The organism is Pseudomonas sp. NBRC 111140 (assembly GCF_001320885.1).
Taxonomy (GTDB): domain Bacteria; phylum Pseudomonadota; class Gammaproteobacteria; order Pseudomonadales; family Pseudomonadaceae; genus Aquipseudomonas; species Aquipseudomonas putida_P.
This window is the reverse complement of the sequence record NZ_BCBQ01000119.1, coordinates 1-15,516: the sequence shown is the minus strand read 5'-3', so window position 1 is coordinate 15,516 and position 15,516 is coordinate 1. Positions and strand designations below refer to the sequence as shown.

Sequence of the window (15,516 nt, the reverse complement as noted above, 5' to 3'; positions counted from 1 at the left end):
GGTGCCGACGTTAACGTGGGGAAGGGAACGATCAAATTTTTCTTTAGCCACGACAGTGAACCTCTTGCCTAAAGGGGATTAGCCTTGTTTTTTAACGAGTGCTTCGACGATGTTCGACGGAGCTTCGGCGTATTTGGAGAATTCCATGGAGTAGCTTGCGCGACCCTGAGACATGGAACGAACGTCGGTTGCGTAACCGAACATTTCTCCGAGCGGTACTTCAGCACGGACGACACGGCCAGAGACCGATTCATCCATACCCTGGACCAGACCACGACGACGGTTCAGGTCACCCATCACGTCACCCAGGTAGTCTTCCGGGGTTACAACTTCGACCTTCATGATCGGCTCGAGAACCACACCGCCGCCTTTAGTGGCCAGCTGTTTGGTCGCCATCGAAGCAGCGATCTTGAACGCCATTTCGTTGGAGTCGACGTCGTGGTACGAACCGTCGAATACCGCGGCCTTCAGGCCGATCAGAGGATAGCCGGCAACAACGCCGTTCTTCATCTGCTCTTCGATACCCTTCTGGATCGGGGCGATGAATTCCTTAGGAATTACACCACCAACGACTTCGTTGGAGAACACCAGACCTTCGGTGATGTTGCCTTTCTCGTCGACTTCTGGCTCCGAGAAACGGATCCAGCAGTGACCGAACTGACCACGACCGCCCGACTGACGAACGAACTTGCCTTCGATCTCGACGTTGGACTTGGTGATCTTCTCGCGGTACGAAACCTGCGGCTTGCCGATGTTGGCTTCGACGTTGAATTCGCGCTTCATGCGATCAACGAGGATGTCCAAGTGCAGCTCACCCATGCCCGAGATGATGGTCTGGCCAGTCTCTTCGTCGGTCTTGACGCGGAACGACGGGTCTTCCTGGGCCAGCTTGCCCAGTGCAATACCCATCTTCTCCTGGTCAGCCTTGGTTTTCGGCTCTACGGAGAGCGAAATAACCGGCTCAGGGAAGTCCATACGCTCAAGAATGATTGGCTTGTCGGCGTTGCACAGGGTTTCGCCCGTGGTCACATCCTTCATACCGATCAGTGCGGCGATGTCGCCAGCGCGCACTTCCTTGATCTCTTCACGCTGGTTGGCGTGCATCTGCACCATACGGCCAACGCGCTCTTTCTTGCCTTTGACCGAGTTGATGACCGAGTCACCAGAGGTCAGAACGCCCGAGTAGACGCGAACGAAGGTCAGAGTACCCACGAACGGGTCAGTCGCGATCTTGAACGCCAGAGCCGAGAACGGCTCGTCGTCGTCAGCGTGACGCACGTCTTTACGAACAGCCGGATCTTCTTTGTCCAGCTCTTTGTCGTCCGGGTTGATACCCTGGATTGCAGGGATCTCGGTCGGAGCAGGCAGGTAGTCGATGACGGCGTCGAGAACCAGGGGAACGCCCTTGTTCTTGAACGACGAACCGCAGACGGCCGGTACGATTTCGCTGGCCAGGGTGCGCGCGCGCAGACCGGCCTTGATCTCTTCGACGGTCAGCTCTTCGCCTTCCAGGTACTTGTTCATCAGCTCTTCGCTGGACTCGGCAGCCGCTTCAACCATGTTGGAGCGCCACTCTTGAGCCAGCTCCAGCATATCGGCAGGAATTTCTTCCTCGCGATAGGTGGTGCCCTTGTCGTCGTCGTTCCAGTAGATAGCCTTCATCTTGATCAGGTCGACCTGACCCTGGAAGTTATCTTCCGAACCGATGGCCAGCTGAACAGGAACCGGGGTGTGACCCAGACGGTTCTTGATCTGACCTACGACGCGCAGGAAGTTTGCACCGGCACGGTCCATCTTGTTCACGTAAACAACACGTGGAACGCCGTATTTGTTGGCCTGACGCCATACGGTTTCGGACTGAGGCTCAACACCGGAGGTACCGCAGAACACAACGACCGCGCCGTCGAGTACGCGCAGCGAACGCTCTACTTCAATGGTGAAGTCAACGTGGCCGGGGGTGTCGATGACGTTTACACGGTAGTTGTCATACTGACCAACGGAGCCTTTCCAGAAGGTGGTAACGGCAGCGGAGGTAATGGTGATACCCCGCTCCTGCTCCTGCACCATCCAGTCGGTGGTCGCGGCGCCGTCATGCACCTCGCCCATTTTGTGGCTCAGACCTGTGTAGAACAGGATCCGCTCGGTAGTGGTGGTCTTGCCCGCGTCAACGTGGGCACAGATACCAATGTTACGGTAGCGGTTAATTGCTGTAGTACGAGCCATAAAGCCCTCGCAAAATGATTGATGCTTGAATTAGAAGCGGTAGTGCGAGAACGCTTTGTTGGCTTCAGCCATACGGTGAACGTCTTCACGCTTCTTGACTGCAGCACCCTTGCCTTCGGCAGCATCCAGCAGTTCGCCGGCCAAACGCAGAGCCATCGACTTCTCGCCGCGCTTGCGGGCGTAGTCTACGAGCCAGCGCATTGCCAGAGCGTTACGACGGGATGGACGAACTTCAACCGGAACCTGGTAAGTAGCACCGCCTACACGACGGGACTTAACTTCGACCAGCGGAGCGATGGCGTCGAGAGCTTTCTCGAAGATTTCCAGGGGGTCGCTGTTCTTGCGTGCTTTGACGGTATCCAGGGCACCGTAAACGATGCGCTCGGCTACGGCCTTCTTGCCGCTTTCCATCACGTGGTTCATGAACTTGGCGAGGATCTGGGATCCGTACTTCGGATCGTCAAGGATCTCACGTTTTGCTGCTACACGACGTCTTGGCATGATAAGCCCTCAAACGGTCTTCAGGTTAGCCCGGGACGTGGGTCTTCGACCCCTGCCCGACCTTACTCTTATCGACTCAAAAAAATGGATGTCTGCAAACGGCCGATTACTTCGGACGCTTGGTACCGTACTTCGAACGACCCTGGTTACGGCCTTTAACGCCCGAAGTATCCAGAGAGCCGCGAACGGTGTGGTAACGAACACCTGGCAAGTCTTTTACACGGCCGCCACGGATCAGGACGACGCTGTGCTCTTGCAGGTTGTGGCCTTCACCACCGATGTACGAGGAAACCTCGAAACCGTTGGTCAGACGCACACGGCATACTTTACGCAGTGCCGAGTTAGGTTTTTTCGGCGTGGTGGTGTACACACGGGTGCACACGCCACGACGTTGCGGGCAGTTCTGCAGCGCAGGAACGTCGGACTTCTCGACCGAACGCTTACGCGGCTGACGTACCAGCTGGTTGATAGTTGCCATCTACTAGCTCCACTGATTGTCTTGCGACTCTATTGTCTTGCAAGAAAGCCAAAAATTGGCGAGACGGAGCCTCACCAAATTTAAGGGTACAAAAGTCTAAAGAGGATCTTGCACCCAGTCAAGACGAGGCCCCGACCAACCCCGCCCGATCATCGGCAACATTTTATGTCGCCGATGCCCGTTCGAGGCTGGTCGGGGCCCTGCCCTGTACTTAGTTACCGCTGGAATTCAGCGCTTCGGTCAGTGCGGCTTCCACCTCACTGGCACTTACGCGCAGCGGCTTGTCGGCATCACGGCGACGCTTGCGCTCGCTGTGGTAGGCCAGACCAGTACCAGCCGGGATCAGACGACCCACGACCACGTTCTCTTTCAGGCCGCGCAGGTAATCGCGCTTGCCGGTTACCGCCGCTTCGGTCAGTACGCGGGTGGTTTCCTGGAAGGAAGCCGCGGAGATGAACGATTCGGTCGACAGCGACGCCTTGGTGATACCCAGCAGCACGCGAGTGAACTTCGAGATGAACTTGTCCTCGCCGGCGAGACGCTCGTTCTCGACCAGTACGTGAGTCAGTTCCATCTGGTCGCCCTTGATGAAGCTGGAATCGCCCGACTCGGAGATCTCGACCTTGCGCAGCATCTGACGCAGGATGGTCTCGATGTGCTTGTCGTTGATCTTCACGCCTTGCAGACGGTAAACGTCCTGGATCTCGTTGACGATGTACTTCGCCAGCGCGCTCACACCCAGCAGACGCAGGATGTCGTGCGGATCGCTCGGGCCGTCGGAGATAACTTCACCGCGGTTTACCTGCTCACCTTCGAAGACGTTCAGGTGGCGCCACTTCGGAATCAGCTCTTCGTACGGATCGCTACCGTCGGTCGGAGTGATTACCAGGCGACGCTTGCCCTTGGTCTCTTTACCGAATGCGATGGTGCCGCTGACTTCAGCCAGAATCGAGGCTTCTTTCGGACGGCGCGCTTCGAACAAGTCGGCAACGCGCGGCAGACCACCGGTGATGTCACGGGTCTTCGACGTTTCTTGCGGGATACGCGCGATAACGTCACCAACACCGATCTGGGCACCGTCAGCCACACCAACGAGGGCGTTGGCTGGCAGGAAGTACTGAGCCGGTACGTCGGTACCAGGCAGGTACAGATCCTTGCCATTGGCATCGACCATCTTGATTGCCGGACGGATTTCCTTGCCTGCGGCAGGGCGATCCTTGACGTCCAGTACTTCAATGTTGGTCAAGCCGGTCAGCTCATCGGTCTGACGCTTGATGGTGATGTTTTCTTCCATGCCCACGAAGGTCACGGTACCTTTCAGCTCGGTAACGATCGGGTGGGTGTGCGGGTCCCACTTGGCGACGATGGCGCCAGCTTCGACCTTTTCACCTTCCTTGACCGAAATCACCGCACCGTAAGGCAGCTTGTAACGCTCACGCTCACGACCGAATTCGTCGGCGATGGCCAACTCACCGGAACGCGATACAGCAACCAAGTTGCCGTCGGCACGCTCAACCTGCTTCAGGTTGTGCAGACGCACCATACCGCCGTTCTTAACCTGGACGCTGTCAGCTGCCGAAGTACGGCTTGCAGCACCACCGATGTGGAACGTACGCATGGTCAGCTGGGTACCCGGCTCACCGATCGACTGCGCAGCGATAACGCCGACAGCTTCACCGATGTTCACCTGGTGACCACGCGCCAGGTCACGACCGTAGCACTTGGCGCAGATGCCGTAGCGGGTTTCGCAGTTGATCGGCGAGCGTACGATAACTTCGTCGATGCTGTTCAGCTCGATGAATTCGACCCACTGCTCGTCGACCAGCGTACCGGCTGGAACGATGACATCTTCGGTACCTGGCTTGAATACGTCACGGGCGATTACACGACCCAGTACACGCTCACCCAGCGGCTCTACAACGTCACCGCCTTCGATGTGCGGAGTCATCAGCAGGCCATGGTCGGTGCCGCAGTCGATCTCGGTCACGACCAGGTCTTGCGCCACGTCTACCAGACGACGAGTCAGGTAACCGGAGTTAGCAGTCTTCAAGGCGGTATCCGCCAGACCCTTACGAGCACCGTGAGTCGAGATGAAGTACTGAAGTACGCTCAGACCTTCACGGAAGTTCGCAGTGATCGGCGTCTCGATGATCGAGCCGTCCGGCTTGGCCATCAGACCACGCATACCGGCCAGCTGACGGATCTGGGCCGCAGAACCCCGCGCACCCGAGTCAGCCATCATGTACATCGAGTTGAAGGACTCTTGCTCGACTTCCTTGCCCTCGCGGTCGATGACCTTCTCTTTCGAGAGGTTGGCCATCATCGCCTTGGACACTTCGTCGTTCGCCTTGGACCACAAGTCGATGACTTTGTTGTACTTCTCGCCCTGGGTTACCAGGCCGGAAGCGTACTGGCTCTCGATTTCCTTCACTTCATCGGTAGCGCTGTTGATGATGCGCGCTTTCTCATCAGGGATGACAAAGTCGTTCACACCAATGGACACGCCAGAGATGGTGGAGTAAGCGAAACCGGTGTACATCAGTTGGTCAGCGAAGATGACGGTCTCTTTCAGACCCACCACGCGGTAGCACTGGTTGATCAGCTTGGAGATCGCTTTCTTCTTCATCGGCTGGTTGACCACGTCGTACGGCAGACCTGCCGGTACAACCTGGAACAGCAGCGCACGGCCAACGGTGGTGTCGACGATGCGGGTGTTCTTGGTCACGCTGCCATCACGATCTTTCACGGTTTCGTTGATACGAACCTTGATTTTCGCGTGCAAGGCAGCCTCGCCGGCGCGGAATACGCGGTCGACTTCCTGCAGGTCGGCAAATACGCGACCTTCACCCTTGGCGTTGATGGCTTCACGGGTCATGTAGTAAAGACCCAGTACAACGTCCTGCGACGGAACGATGATTGGCTCACCGTTGGCTGGCGACAGGATGTTGTTGGTCGACATCATCAGCGCGCGCGCTTCGAGCTGGGCTTCCAGCGTCAGCGGCACGTGAACAGCCATCTGGTCACCGTCGAAGTCGGCGTTGTACGCGGCACAGACCAGCGGGTGCAGCTGAATAGCCTTACCTTCGATCAGTACCGGCTCAAAGGCCTGGATACCCAGACGGTGCAGTGTTGGTGCACGGTTGAGCAGTACGGGGTGTTCGCGAATCACTTCGGCGAGAACGTCCCACACCTCTGGCAGCTCGCGCTCGACCATCTTCTTGGCAGCCTTGATGGTGGTCGCCAGACCACGCATTTCAAGCTTGCCGAAAATGAACGGCTTGAACAGCTCGAGGGCCATCTTCTTCGGCAGACCGCACTGGTGCAGACGCAGGGTCGGGCCTACGGTAATTACCGAACGACCGGAGTAGTCCACGCGCTTACCGAGCAAGTTCTGACGGAAACGACCTTGCTTACCTTTGATCATGTCAGCCAGGGACTTCAGCGGACGCTTGTTCGAGCCAGTGATGGCGCGACCGCGACGGCCGTTGTCCAGCAGGGCGTCGACCGCTTCCTGCAGCATGCGCTTTTCGTTGCGCACGATGATGTCTGGCGCCGACAGATCCAGCAGGCGCTTCAGACGGTTGTTACGGTTGATCACCCGACGATACAGGTCGTTCAGGTCGGAGGTCGCGAAGCGGCCACCATCCAGCGGTACCAGCGGACGCAGATCCGGCGGCAGCACTGGCAGGACGGTCAGGACCATCCACTCAGGCAGGTTGCCCGAGCCCTGGAAAGCTTCCATCAGCTTCAGGCGCTTGGACAGCTTCTTGATCTTGGTTTCCGAGTTGGTCTGCGGAATTTCTTCGCGCAGGCGGCCAATCTCGTGCTCCAGGTCGATAGCGTGCAGCAGCTCGCGGACAGCCTCGGCACCCATGCGGGCGTCGAAGTCGTCACCGAACTCTTCCAGCGCTTCGAAGTACTGCTCATCGTTCAGCAGCTGGCCCTTCTCCAGGGTGGTCATGCCCGGATCGATAACGACATAGCTCTCGAAGTAGAGCACGCGCTCGATGTCACGCAGGGTCATGTCCATCAGCAAGCCGATACGGGACGGCAGCGATTTCAGGAACCAGATGTGAGCAACTGGCGAGGCCAGTTCGATGTGCGCCATGCGCTCACGACGAACCTTCGCCAAGGCAACTTCAACGCCGCACTTCTCGCAGATCACACCGCGGTGCTTGAGGCGCTTGTACTTGCCGCACAGGCACTCGTAGTCCTTGACTGGGCCAAAGATCTTGGCGCAGAACAGGCCGTCGCGCTCAGGCTTGAACGTACGGTAGTTGATGGTTTCCGGCTTCTTAACTTCACCGAACGACCACGAACGGATCATTTCAGGCGACGCCAGACCGATACGGATGGCGTCGAACTCTTCGACTTGACCCTGGTTTTTCAGCAAATTCAGTAGGTCTTTCAAGGCCTTTCCTCCTGGCGGAGCAGGGAGCGGGCATTACCTGCCCCACTCCCCTTCGCGTCACGTGTTATTCGGTTTCCAGATCGATATCGATACCGAGCGAACGGATCTCTTTGATCAACACGTTGAAGGACTCGGGCATGCCCGGCTCCATACGGTGATCGCCATCCACGATGTTCTTGTACATCTTGGTACGGCCGTTCACGTCGTCCGACTTCACTGTGAGCATTTCTTGCAGGGTGTATGCCGCGCCGTATGCTTCCAGCGCCCACACTTCCATCTCCCCGAAACGCTGACCACCGAACTGCGCCTTACCACCCAGCGGCTGCTGGGTAACCAGGCTGTAGGAACCAGTGGAACGCGCGTGCATCTTGTCGTCCACCAAGTGGTTCAGCTTGAGCATGTACATGTAACCAACGGTCACAGGGCGCTCGAACTTGTTGCCGGTACGGCCATCGAACAGCACCATCTGGCCGCTCTCTGGCAGGTCGGCCAGCTTCAGCATGGCCTTGATCTCGCGTTCCTTGGCACCATCGAAGACCGGGGTAGCCATAGGCACGCCTTTCTTCAGGTTGTTGGCCAGGGCCAGGATCTCTTCGTCGGTGAACTCGTCGAGGTTTTCCTGACGACCGCCGATCTCGTTGTAGACCTCGGTCAGGAACACGCGCAGCTCAGCGGCTTTGCGCTGCTCTTCGAGCATGCGGTCGATCTTCTCCCCCAGGCCCTTGGCCGCCAGGCCCAGGTGGGTTTCAAGGATCTGACCAACGTTCATACGCGAAGGTACGCCCAGCGGGTTCAGTACGACGTCAACCGGAGTACCGTTGGCATCGTGCGGCATGTCTTCTACCGGCATGATTACCGAGACAACACCTTTGTTACCGTGACGACCGGCCATCTTGTCACCCGGCTGGATGCGACGGCGGATTGCCAGGTAAACCTTGACGATCTTCAGTACGCCCGGCGCCAGGTCATCGCCCTGCTGCAGCTTGCGCTTCTTGTCTTCGAACTTGTCGTCCAGCAGACGGCGACGGTCGACGATGTACTGCTGAGCCTTTTCCAGCTGCTCGTTCAGTGCATCTTCAGCCATGCGCAGCTTGAACCACTGGCCGTGCTCCAGACCGTCCAGCACTTCGTCAGTGATCACGGTGCCTTTCTTCAGGCCCGCGCCACCGTCGACCACCTGGCCGTTCAGGGCAGAACGCAGACGCTCGAAGGTTGCACCTTCGACGATGCGGAACTCTTCGTTGAGGTCCTTGCGGATCTCGTCCAGCTGCATCTTCTCGATGGCCAGGGCGCGGCTGTCGCGCTCGACGCCATCACGGGTGAAGACCTGTACGTCGATGACAGTACCCTTGGTGCCGGTTGGCACACGCAGGGAGGTGTCCTTAACGTCGCTGGCCTTCTCACCGAAGATTGCGCGCAGCAGTTTTTCTTCCGGAGTCAGCTGGGTTTCGCCTTTTGGCGTGACTTTGCCGACCAGGATGTCGCCAGCGCCGACTTCAGCACCTACGTAAACGATACCGGCTTCGTCCAGCTTGTTCAGTGCAGCTTCACCCACGTTCGGGATGTCCGCAGTGATTTCCTCTGGGCCAAGCTTGGTGTCACGCGCCACACAGGTCAGTTCCTGAATGTGGATGGTGGTGAAGCGGTCTTCCTGAACCACACGCTCGGACAGGCAGATGGAGTCTTCGAAGTTGAAGCCGTTCCACGCCATGAACGCGATGCGCATGTTCTGACCCAGTGCCAGCTCACCCATGTCGGTGGACGGGCCGTCGGCCATGATGTCGCTACGCTGAACCTTGTCACCCTTGCTCACCAGCGGACGCTGGTTGATGCAGGTGTTCTGGTTCGAACGGGTGTATTTGGTCAGGTTGTAGATATCTACACCTGCTTCACCGGTTTCCACCTCGTCGTCGTTAACGCGAACAACGATACGGCTGGCGTCGACCGAATCGATCACACCACCGCGGCGAGCAACCACGCAGACACCGGAGTCACGGGCAACGTTGCGCTCCATGCCGGTACCTACCAGCGGCTTGTCAGCACGCAGGGTCGGTACAGCCTGACGCTGCATGTTCGAGCCCATCAATGCACGGTTGGCGTCGTCGTGCTCAAGGAACGGAATCAGCGACGCAGCAACAGAAACAACCTGCTTCGGCGAAACGTCCATCAGGGTGACGTCTTCCGGCGCCTTGACGGTGAATTCGTTGAGGTGACGAACAGCTACCAGCTCATCGATCAGTTGCTTCTTCTCGTTCATCGCGGCCGAAGCCTGGGCGATGACGTGATCCGCTTCTTCAATGGCCGACAGGAACACGATGTCGTCGCTGACAACGCCTTCCTTCACCACGCGGTACGGGCTTTCCAGGAAGCCGTACTGGTTGGTGCGGGCATAGGCCGCCAGGGAGTTGATCAGGCCGATGTTCGGACCTTCAGGGGTCTCGATCGGGCACACACGGCCGTAGTGGGTCGGGTGTACGTCACGGACTTCGAAGCCGGCACGCTCACGGGTCAGACCGCCAGGGCCGAGTGCGGAAACGCGGCGCTTGTGGGTGATCTCGGAGAGCGGGTTGTTCTGGTCCATGAACTGGGACAGCTGGCTGGAACCGAAGAACTCTTTCACCGCCGCCGCAACCGGCTTGGCGTTGATCAGGTCTTGCGGCATCAGGCCTTCGCTTTCTGCCATCGACAGACGTTCCTTGACCGCACGCTCGACGCGCACCAGGCCAACACGGAACTGGTTTTCAGCCATTTCGCCGACGCAACGTACGCGACGGTTACCCAGGTGGTCGATGTCGTCGACGATGCCCTTGCCGTTACGGATATCGACCAGGGTCTTCAGGACCTCGACGATGTCTTCCTTGCTCAGCACGCCCGAACCTTCGATCTCGGTACGACCGATACGACGGTTGAACTTCATGCGGCCTACGGCCGACAGGTCGTAACGCTCGGCGCTGAAGAACAGGTTGTTGAACAGGGTCTCGGCTGCATCCTTGGTTGGCGGCTCGCCTGGACGCATCATGCGGTAGATTTCGACCAGAGCTTCCAGCTGGTTGCTGGTGGTGTCGATCTTCAGGGTGTCGGAGATGAACGGACCGCAATCAATGTCGTTGGTGTACAGGGTCTCGATACGGACAACCTGCGCCTTGGCGACCTTGATCAGCAGTTCGGTGGTCATCTCGGTGTTGCATTCAGCGAGGATCTCGCCGGTAGCCGGATGCACGATAGCCTTGGCGGTAGTGCGACCCAGGACGTATTCCATTGGAACGTCCAGCTGCTTGACGCCGGCTTTTTCGAGCTGGTTGATGTGGCGCGCGGTGATACGACGGCCTTGCTCAACGATGACTTTGCCGGTTTCGTCATGGATGTCCATGACTGCAACTTCACCACGCAGACGCTGCGGCACCAGTTCCAGGCTGAGTTTCTCGCCGGAAATGTGGAACACGTTGGTGGTATAGAAGGTGTTCAGCACTTCTTCAGTGCTGTAACCCAGGGCGCGCAGAAGCACCGAGGCCGGCAGTTTGCGGCGACGGTCGATACGCACGAACACGCAGTCCTTCGGGTCGAACTCGAAGTCCAGCCAGGAGCCGCGGTAAGGGATGATGCGAGCGGAGTACAGCAGCTTGCCGGAGCTGTGAGTCTTGCCACGGTCGTGGTCGAAGAACACACCAGGCGAACGGTGCAGCTGGGAAACGATCACACGCTCGGTACCGTTGATAACGAAGGTACCGTTCTCAGTCATCAGGGGGATTTCACCCATGTAGACTTCTTGCTCTTTGATGTCCTTGATCGCTTTGTTCGACGATTCCTTGTCGAAGATGATCAGGCGCACCTTGACCCGCAGTGGGACCGCGAAGGTCACGCCACGCAGGACACATTCCTTCACATCGAAGGCGGGCTCGCCCAGGCGATAGCCTACGTACTCCAGGGCAGCATTGCCGGAGTAGCTGATGATCGGGAATACCGATTTGAAGGCCGCGTGCAGGCCGACGTCGCGGAAGTGATCCTTGGATGCTCCCGCTTGCAGGAATTCGCGATACGAATCCAGCTGGATGGCCAGGAGGTAAGGCACATCCATAACGTCCGGCAACTTGCTAAAGTCCTTGCGGATACGTTTTTTCTCAGTGTATGAGTAAGCCATCAGCGTTCCCCAGCTTGGTCACCTGCTTGTTTGGCTTCTCCCGGCGGGAGCAGCCAGAAAATCGTGCAAACCCCTTGGTTTGCGCCACCCACATGGGTGTCTTGCAGCTCGTTATCGGGACCGGCCTGACCGGCCACCAATAACGGAAAAAGGCCGGTGGCATAAGCCACCAGCCATCAGCCTTCGCTCAACGCTCAGGCTGGCATCGCACAGTCGAGATTACTTCAGCTCGACTTTGGCGCCTGCTTCTTCCAGCTTCTTCTTAGCGTCTTCAGCGGCTTCTTTCGAAACGCCTTCAGCTACTACCTGAGGAGCGCCATCGACTTTCTCTTTGGCTTCTTTCAGGCCCAGACCGGTCAGTTCGCGAACGGCTTTGATCACGTTCACTTTCTTGTCGCCGGCTTCAACCAGAACAACGTTGAACTCGGTCTGCTCTTCAACAACGGCAGCAGCAGCAGCTGGGCCAGCAGCGGCAACAGCAGCGGTAACGCCGAAGGTTTCTTCCATTGCTTTGATCAGCTCAACAACTTCCAGAACGGTTTTCTGGCCGATTGCTTCGATGATTTGTTCGTTAGTCAGAGACATGACTTAAATCCTGTATTGGGGTGACAGCCTACGCAGCCATCAAATTAAACGTATGATTTTGAAAGAGTTCGCGTGCCTTAGGCAGCGGTAGCTTCTTTCTGGTCGCGAATGGCTGCCAGAGTACGAGCCAGCTTGCTGGTGGCGCCTTGGATAACGCTCATCAGTCGTGCAATAGCTTCGTCGCGGGTCGGCAGGGTAGCCAACACGTCGATCTGGTTCGCTGCAATGAAATTGCCGTCAAACGCAGCTGCCTTGATCTCGAACTTGTCCTGACCCTTGGCGAACTCTTTGAACAGACGAGCAGCAGCGCCCGGGTGTTCGTTGGAGAAAGCAATCAGGGTCGGGCCTTTGAACGCGTCGTTGAGGATCGAAAATTCGGTGCCTTCAACAGCGCGCTTGAGCAGGGTGTTACGTACAACACGTACGTAAACGCCAGCTTCGCGGGCCTCTTTACGGAGTCCGGTCATTGCGCTTACAGTCACACCACGGGCATCGGCCACGACAGCGGACAGAGCGACTTTGGCAGCCTCGTTGACTTCAGCGACGATGGCCTTCTTGTCTTCGAGTTTAATTGCCACGGGTTTACTCCTGGTTTTTACCGTTTCATCTGGCCGAAGCCGGATGTCGTTTTGGTGTCTGATTCGGTAACGAATCGGGAGCACCATCTGCGTGGGCTGGTGTTTTAAGGCTTGCGCCGCCTACGGTCTTGGATAGCCCCCGCCAGGCAGGGACCCCAATTTTTGCTGGCGGCGCGACTGGTCGCGCCGCCATGTTCTTACACGTTCAGCGAGCTCTGATCGATGACCAGACCTGGGCCCATGGTGGTGCTCAGGGTAACGCGCTTGACGTAGATACCTTTCGAAGAAGCTGGCTTGATACGCTTCAGATCAGCGATCAGGGCCTCAACGTTTTCCTTCAGCTTGCCAGCTTCAAAGCCGACCTTGCCAACGGAAGTGTGGATGATACCGTTTTTGTCGGTACGGTAGCGAACCTGACCAGCCTTGGCGTTTTTCACGGCAGTGGCTACGTCTGGGCTAACGGTACCAACTTTCGGGTTAGGCATCAGGCCGCGAGGACCCAGAACCTGACCCAGTTGACCTACAACGCGCATGGCATCAGGCGATGCGATGACGACGTCATAGTTCAGGTCGCCGGCTTTCATTTCGGCAGCCAGATCGTCCATACCTACACGGTCAGCGCCGGCAGCCAGAGCGGCTTCAGCAGCTGGACCCTGGGTGAAAACAGCAACGCGAACGGTCTTACCAGTGCCGTGTGGCAGCACAGTAGCGCTACGTACGACCTGGTCGGATTTACGCGGGTCAACACCGAGGTTAACGGCGATGTCGTAGGACTCGACGAACTTGGCAGCAGGCAGCGAAGCCAGCAGAGTTGCCGCTTCTTCGAAGTTGTAGGACTTGCCTGCTTCGATTTTTTCGGCGATTGCCTTTTGGCGCTTGGTCAGCTTAGCCATTACACACCCTCCACGTTCAGGCCCATGCTGCGGGCAGAGCCAGCGATGGTGCGTACAGCAGCATCCAGGTCAGCGGCAGTCAGATCAGCCTGTTTAGCTTTGGCGATGTCTTCCAGCTGAGCACGGGTAACGGTACCGACTTTAACGGTGTTCGGACGAGCCGAACCACTGGTCAGGCCAGCAGCTTTCTTCAGCAGAACCGAGGCAGGGGTGCTCTTGGTCTCGAAGGTGAAGCTACGGTCGCTGTAGACAGTGATGATCACTGGAGTCGGCAGGCCGGCTTCTTGACCCTGAGTACGGGCGTTGAAGGCCTTGCAGAATTCCATGATGTTCACACCATGTTGACCCAGTGCTGGACCAACGGGTGGGCTTGGGTTGGCCTGGCCGGCCTTAACTTGCAGCTTGATGTAAGCCTGAATCTTCTTAGCCATGAGCTACTCCAAAATCGGGTACAAACGCCTGATGGCTCCCCGGATGACTTGCGTTTTATCCCAGTGACGACAAAACCCCGCAACACACAGGGCTGCGGGGTTTGGGATGCTTCGTCCGCCTAGACCTTTTCGACCTGGCTGAACTCGAGCTCCACCGGAGTAGAGCGACCGAAAATGAGCACTGCAACCTGCAGGCGGCTCTTTTCGTAGTTAACCTCTTCGACACTACCATTGAAGTCAGCGAACGGACCGTCAATGACTCGAACCACTTCACCTGGCTCGAACAGCGTCTTCGGCTTCGGCTTGTCGCTGCCGTCGGCAACACGACGCAGGATAGCCTCAGCTTCTTTATCAGTGATCGGCGCAGGCTTATCTGCAGTACCACCGATAAAGCCCATCACACGAGGGGTATCCTTGACCAAGTGCCAAGTCCCTTCGTTCATCTCCATCTGGACCAATACATAGCCAGGGAAGAATTTACGCTCACTCTTGCGCTTCTGGCCGTTGCGCATTTCGACGACTTCTTCGGTCGGAACCAGGATCTCGCCGAAACCGTCTTCCATGCCAGCCAGCTTGACGCGCTCAATCAGGGAGCGCATTACATGCTTCTCGTAACCCGAGTAAGCATGCACAACATACCAACGCTTAGCCACGGGACACCTTTAGCCAACGATCAAGGAGACCGCCCAGCCGAGCAGGGAATCAAGACCCCACAGCAGCAGTGCCATAACCAGCACAACAGCCACGACAATCAGCGTGGTCTGGGTGGTTTCCTGGCGGGTCGGCCACACGACTTTACGAATCTCGGTACGAGCTTCCTTCGCAAGCGCAAAGAACGACTTGCCCTTCGCAGTCTGCAGAGCTACAAAGCCCGCGACAGCAGCCAGGACGAGAAGTGCGAGAACGCGATACAGGATTGGAGAGGCGGAGTAGTATTGATTACCCACAACACCAACAACCACCAAAGCCACTACAGCGAGCCACTTGAACAGATCAAAACGCGATTCTTGGGCTTCAGTTTTGGGAGTCATCGAGGAGGATCCTGTAAGAAGAAAGCCATCACACCGAAGTGAAATGGCAGGTCAGGAGGGAATCGAACCCCCAACCTACGGTTTTGGAGACCGTCGCTCTGCCAATTGAGCTACTGACCTGTAACGCTGTATCAGGCCGGCAATTATACCGGCCTGATCAAGTAAATCAACTACTTATTCAATAATTTTTGCTACGACACCGGCGCCGACGGTACGACCGCCTTCACGGATTGCGAAGCGCAGACCA

Annotated in this window: 11 protein-coding genes, 1 tRNA gene and 1 pseudogene; all 13 read right to left on the bottom strand. The window is 57.5% G+C overall.

Going from position 1 to position 15,516, the window contains the following annotated elements; genetic code table 11:
• Nucleotides 1-78: 78 nt before the first annotated feature.
• Entirely contained in the window at nt 79-2,223 is a 2,145-nt protein-coding gene (gene fusA, locus APH42_RS26085) for an elongation factor G (RefSeq protein WP_012270236.1), read from the bottom strand.
• A gap of 30 nt (nt 2,224-2,253) precedes the next feature.
• Entirely contained in the window at nt 2,254-2,724 is a 471-nt protein-coding gene (rpsG, locus tag APH42_RS26080) for a 30S ribosomal protein S7 (protein ID WP_003246741.1), read from the bottom strand.
• Nucleotides 2,725-2,830: 106 nt separating this feature from the next.
• Nucleotides 2,831-3,202, bottom strand: coding sequence for a 30S ribosomal protein S12 (gene rpsL / locus APH42_RS26075; RefSeq protein WP_003255492.1), 372 nt, complete (start codon nt 3,200-3,202; stop codon nt 2,831-2,833).
• A 211-nt stretch (nt 3,203-3,413) separates the two neighbouring features.
• The gene (gene rpoC / locus APH42_RS26070) at nt 3,414-7,613 is read right to left on the bottom strand and encodes a DNA-directed RNA polymerase subunit beta' (RefSeq protein ID WP_012270234.1); all 4,200 of its coding nucleotides are present in this window, start codon (nt 7,611-7,613) and stop codon (nt 3,414-3,416) included.
• 64 nt (nt 7,614-7,677) lie between these two features.
• On the bottom strand, nt 7,678-11,751 hold the full coding sequence (rpoB, locus tag APH42_RS26065) for a DNA-directed RNA polymerase subunit beta (RefSeq protein ID WP_012270233.1): 4,074 nt from the start codon (nt 11,749-11,751) through the stop codon (nt 7,678-7,680).
• A 219-nt stretch (nt 11,752-11,970) separates the two neighbouring features.
• Entirely contained in the window at nt 11,971-12,336 is a 366-nt protein-coding gene (gene rplL, locus APH42_RS26060) for a 50S ribosomal protein L7/L12 (RefSeq protein ID WP_003255496.1), read from the bottom strand.
• Nucleotides 12,337-12,413: 77 nt separating this feature from the next.
• Complete coding sequence (rplJ, locus tag APH42_RS26055) at nt 12,414-12,914, bottom strand: 50S ribosomal protein L10 (protein WP_003255497.1); 501 nt, start codon at nt 12,912-12,914, stop codon at nt 12,414-12,416.
• Between the two features lie 197 nt (nt 12,915-13,111).
• Nucleotides 13,112-13,807 (bottom strand): 50S ribosomal protein L1, encoded by a 696-nt coding sequence (rplA, locus tag APH42_RS26050; RefSeq protein ID WP_012270232.1) that lies wholly within the window; start codon nt 13,805-13,807, stop codon nt 13,112-13,114.
• Nucleotides 13,807-14,238 carry a 50S ribosomal protein L11 gene (rplK, locus tag APH42_RS26045; RefSeq protein ID WP_003255500.1) on the bottom strand — a complete coding sequence of 144 codons (432 nt, stop codon included), beginning with the start codon at nt 14,236-14,238 and terminating at the stop codon, nt 13,807-13,809. The genes rplA and rplK overlap by 1 nt, the downstream gene beginning before the upstream one ends.
• A 119-nt stretch (nt 14,239-14,357) precedes the next feature.
• On the bottom strand, nt 14,358-14,891 hold the full coding sequence (gene nusG / locus APH42_RS26040) for a transcription termination/antitermination protein NusG (RefSeq protein WP_003255501.1): 534 nt from the start codon (nt 14,889-14,891) through the stop codon (nt 14,358-14,360).
• A 9-nt stretch (nt 14,892-14,900) separates the two neighbouring features.
• Nucleotides 14,901-15,269 (bottom strand): preprotein translocase subunit SecE, encoded by a 369-nt coding sequence (secE, locus tag APH42_RS26035; RefSeq protein ID WP_003257081.1) that lies wholly within the window; start codon nt 15,267-15,269, stop codon nt 14,901-14,903.
• Between the two features lie 44 nt (nt 15,270-15,313).
• Nucleotides 15,314-15,389, bottom strand: a tRNA-Trp gene (locus APH42_RS26030).
• 54 nt (nt 15,390-15,443) lie between these two features.
• Nucleotides 15,444-15,516 (bottom strand): annotated as a pseudogene (locus APH42_RS29580) (elongation factor Tu); the annotation flags it as partial.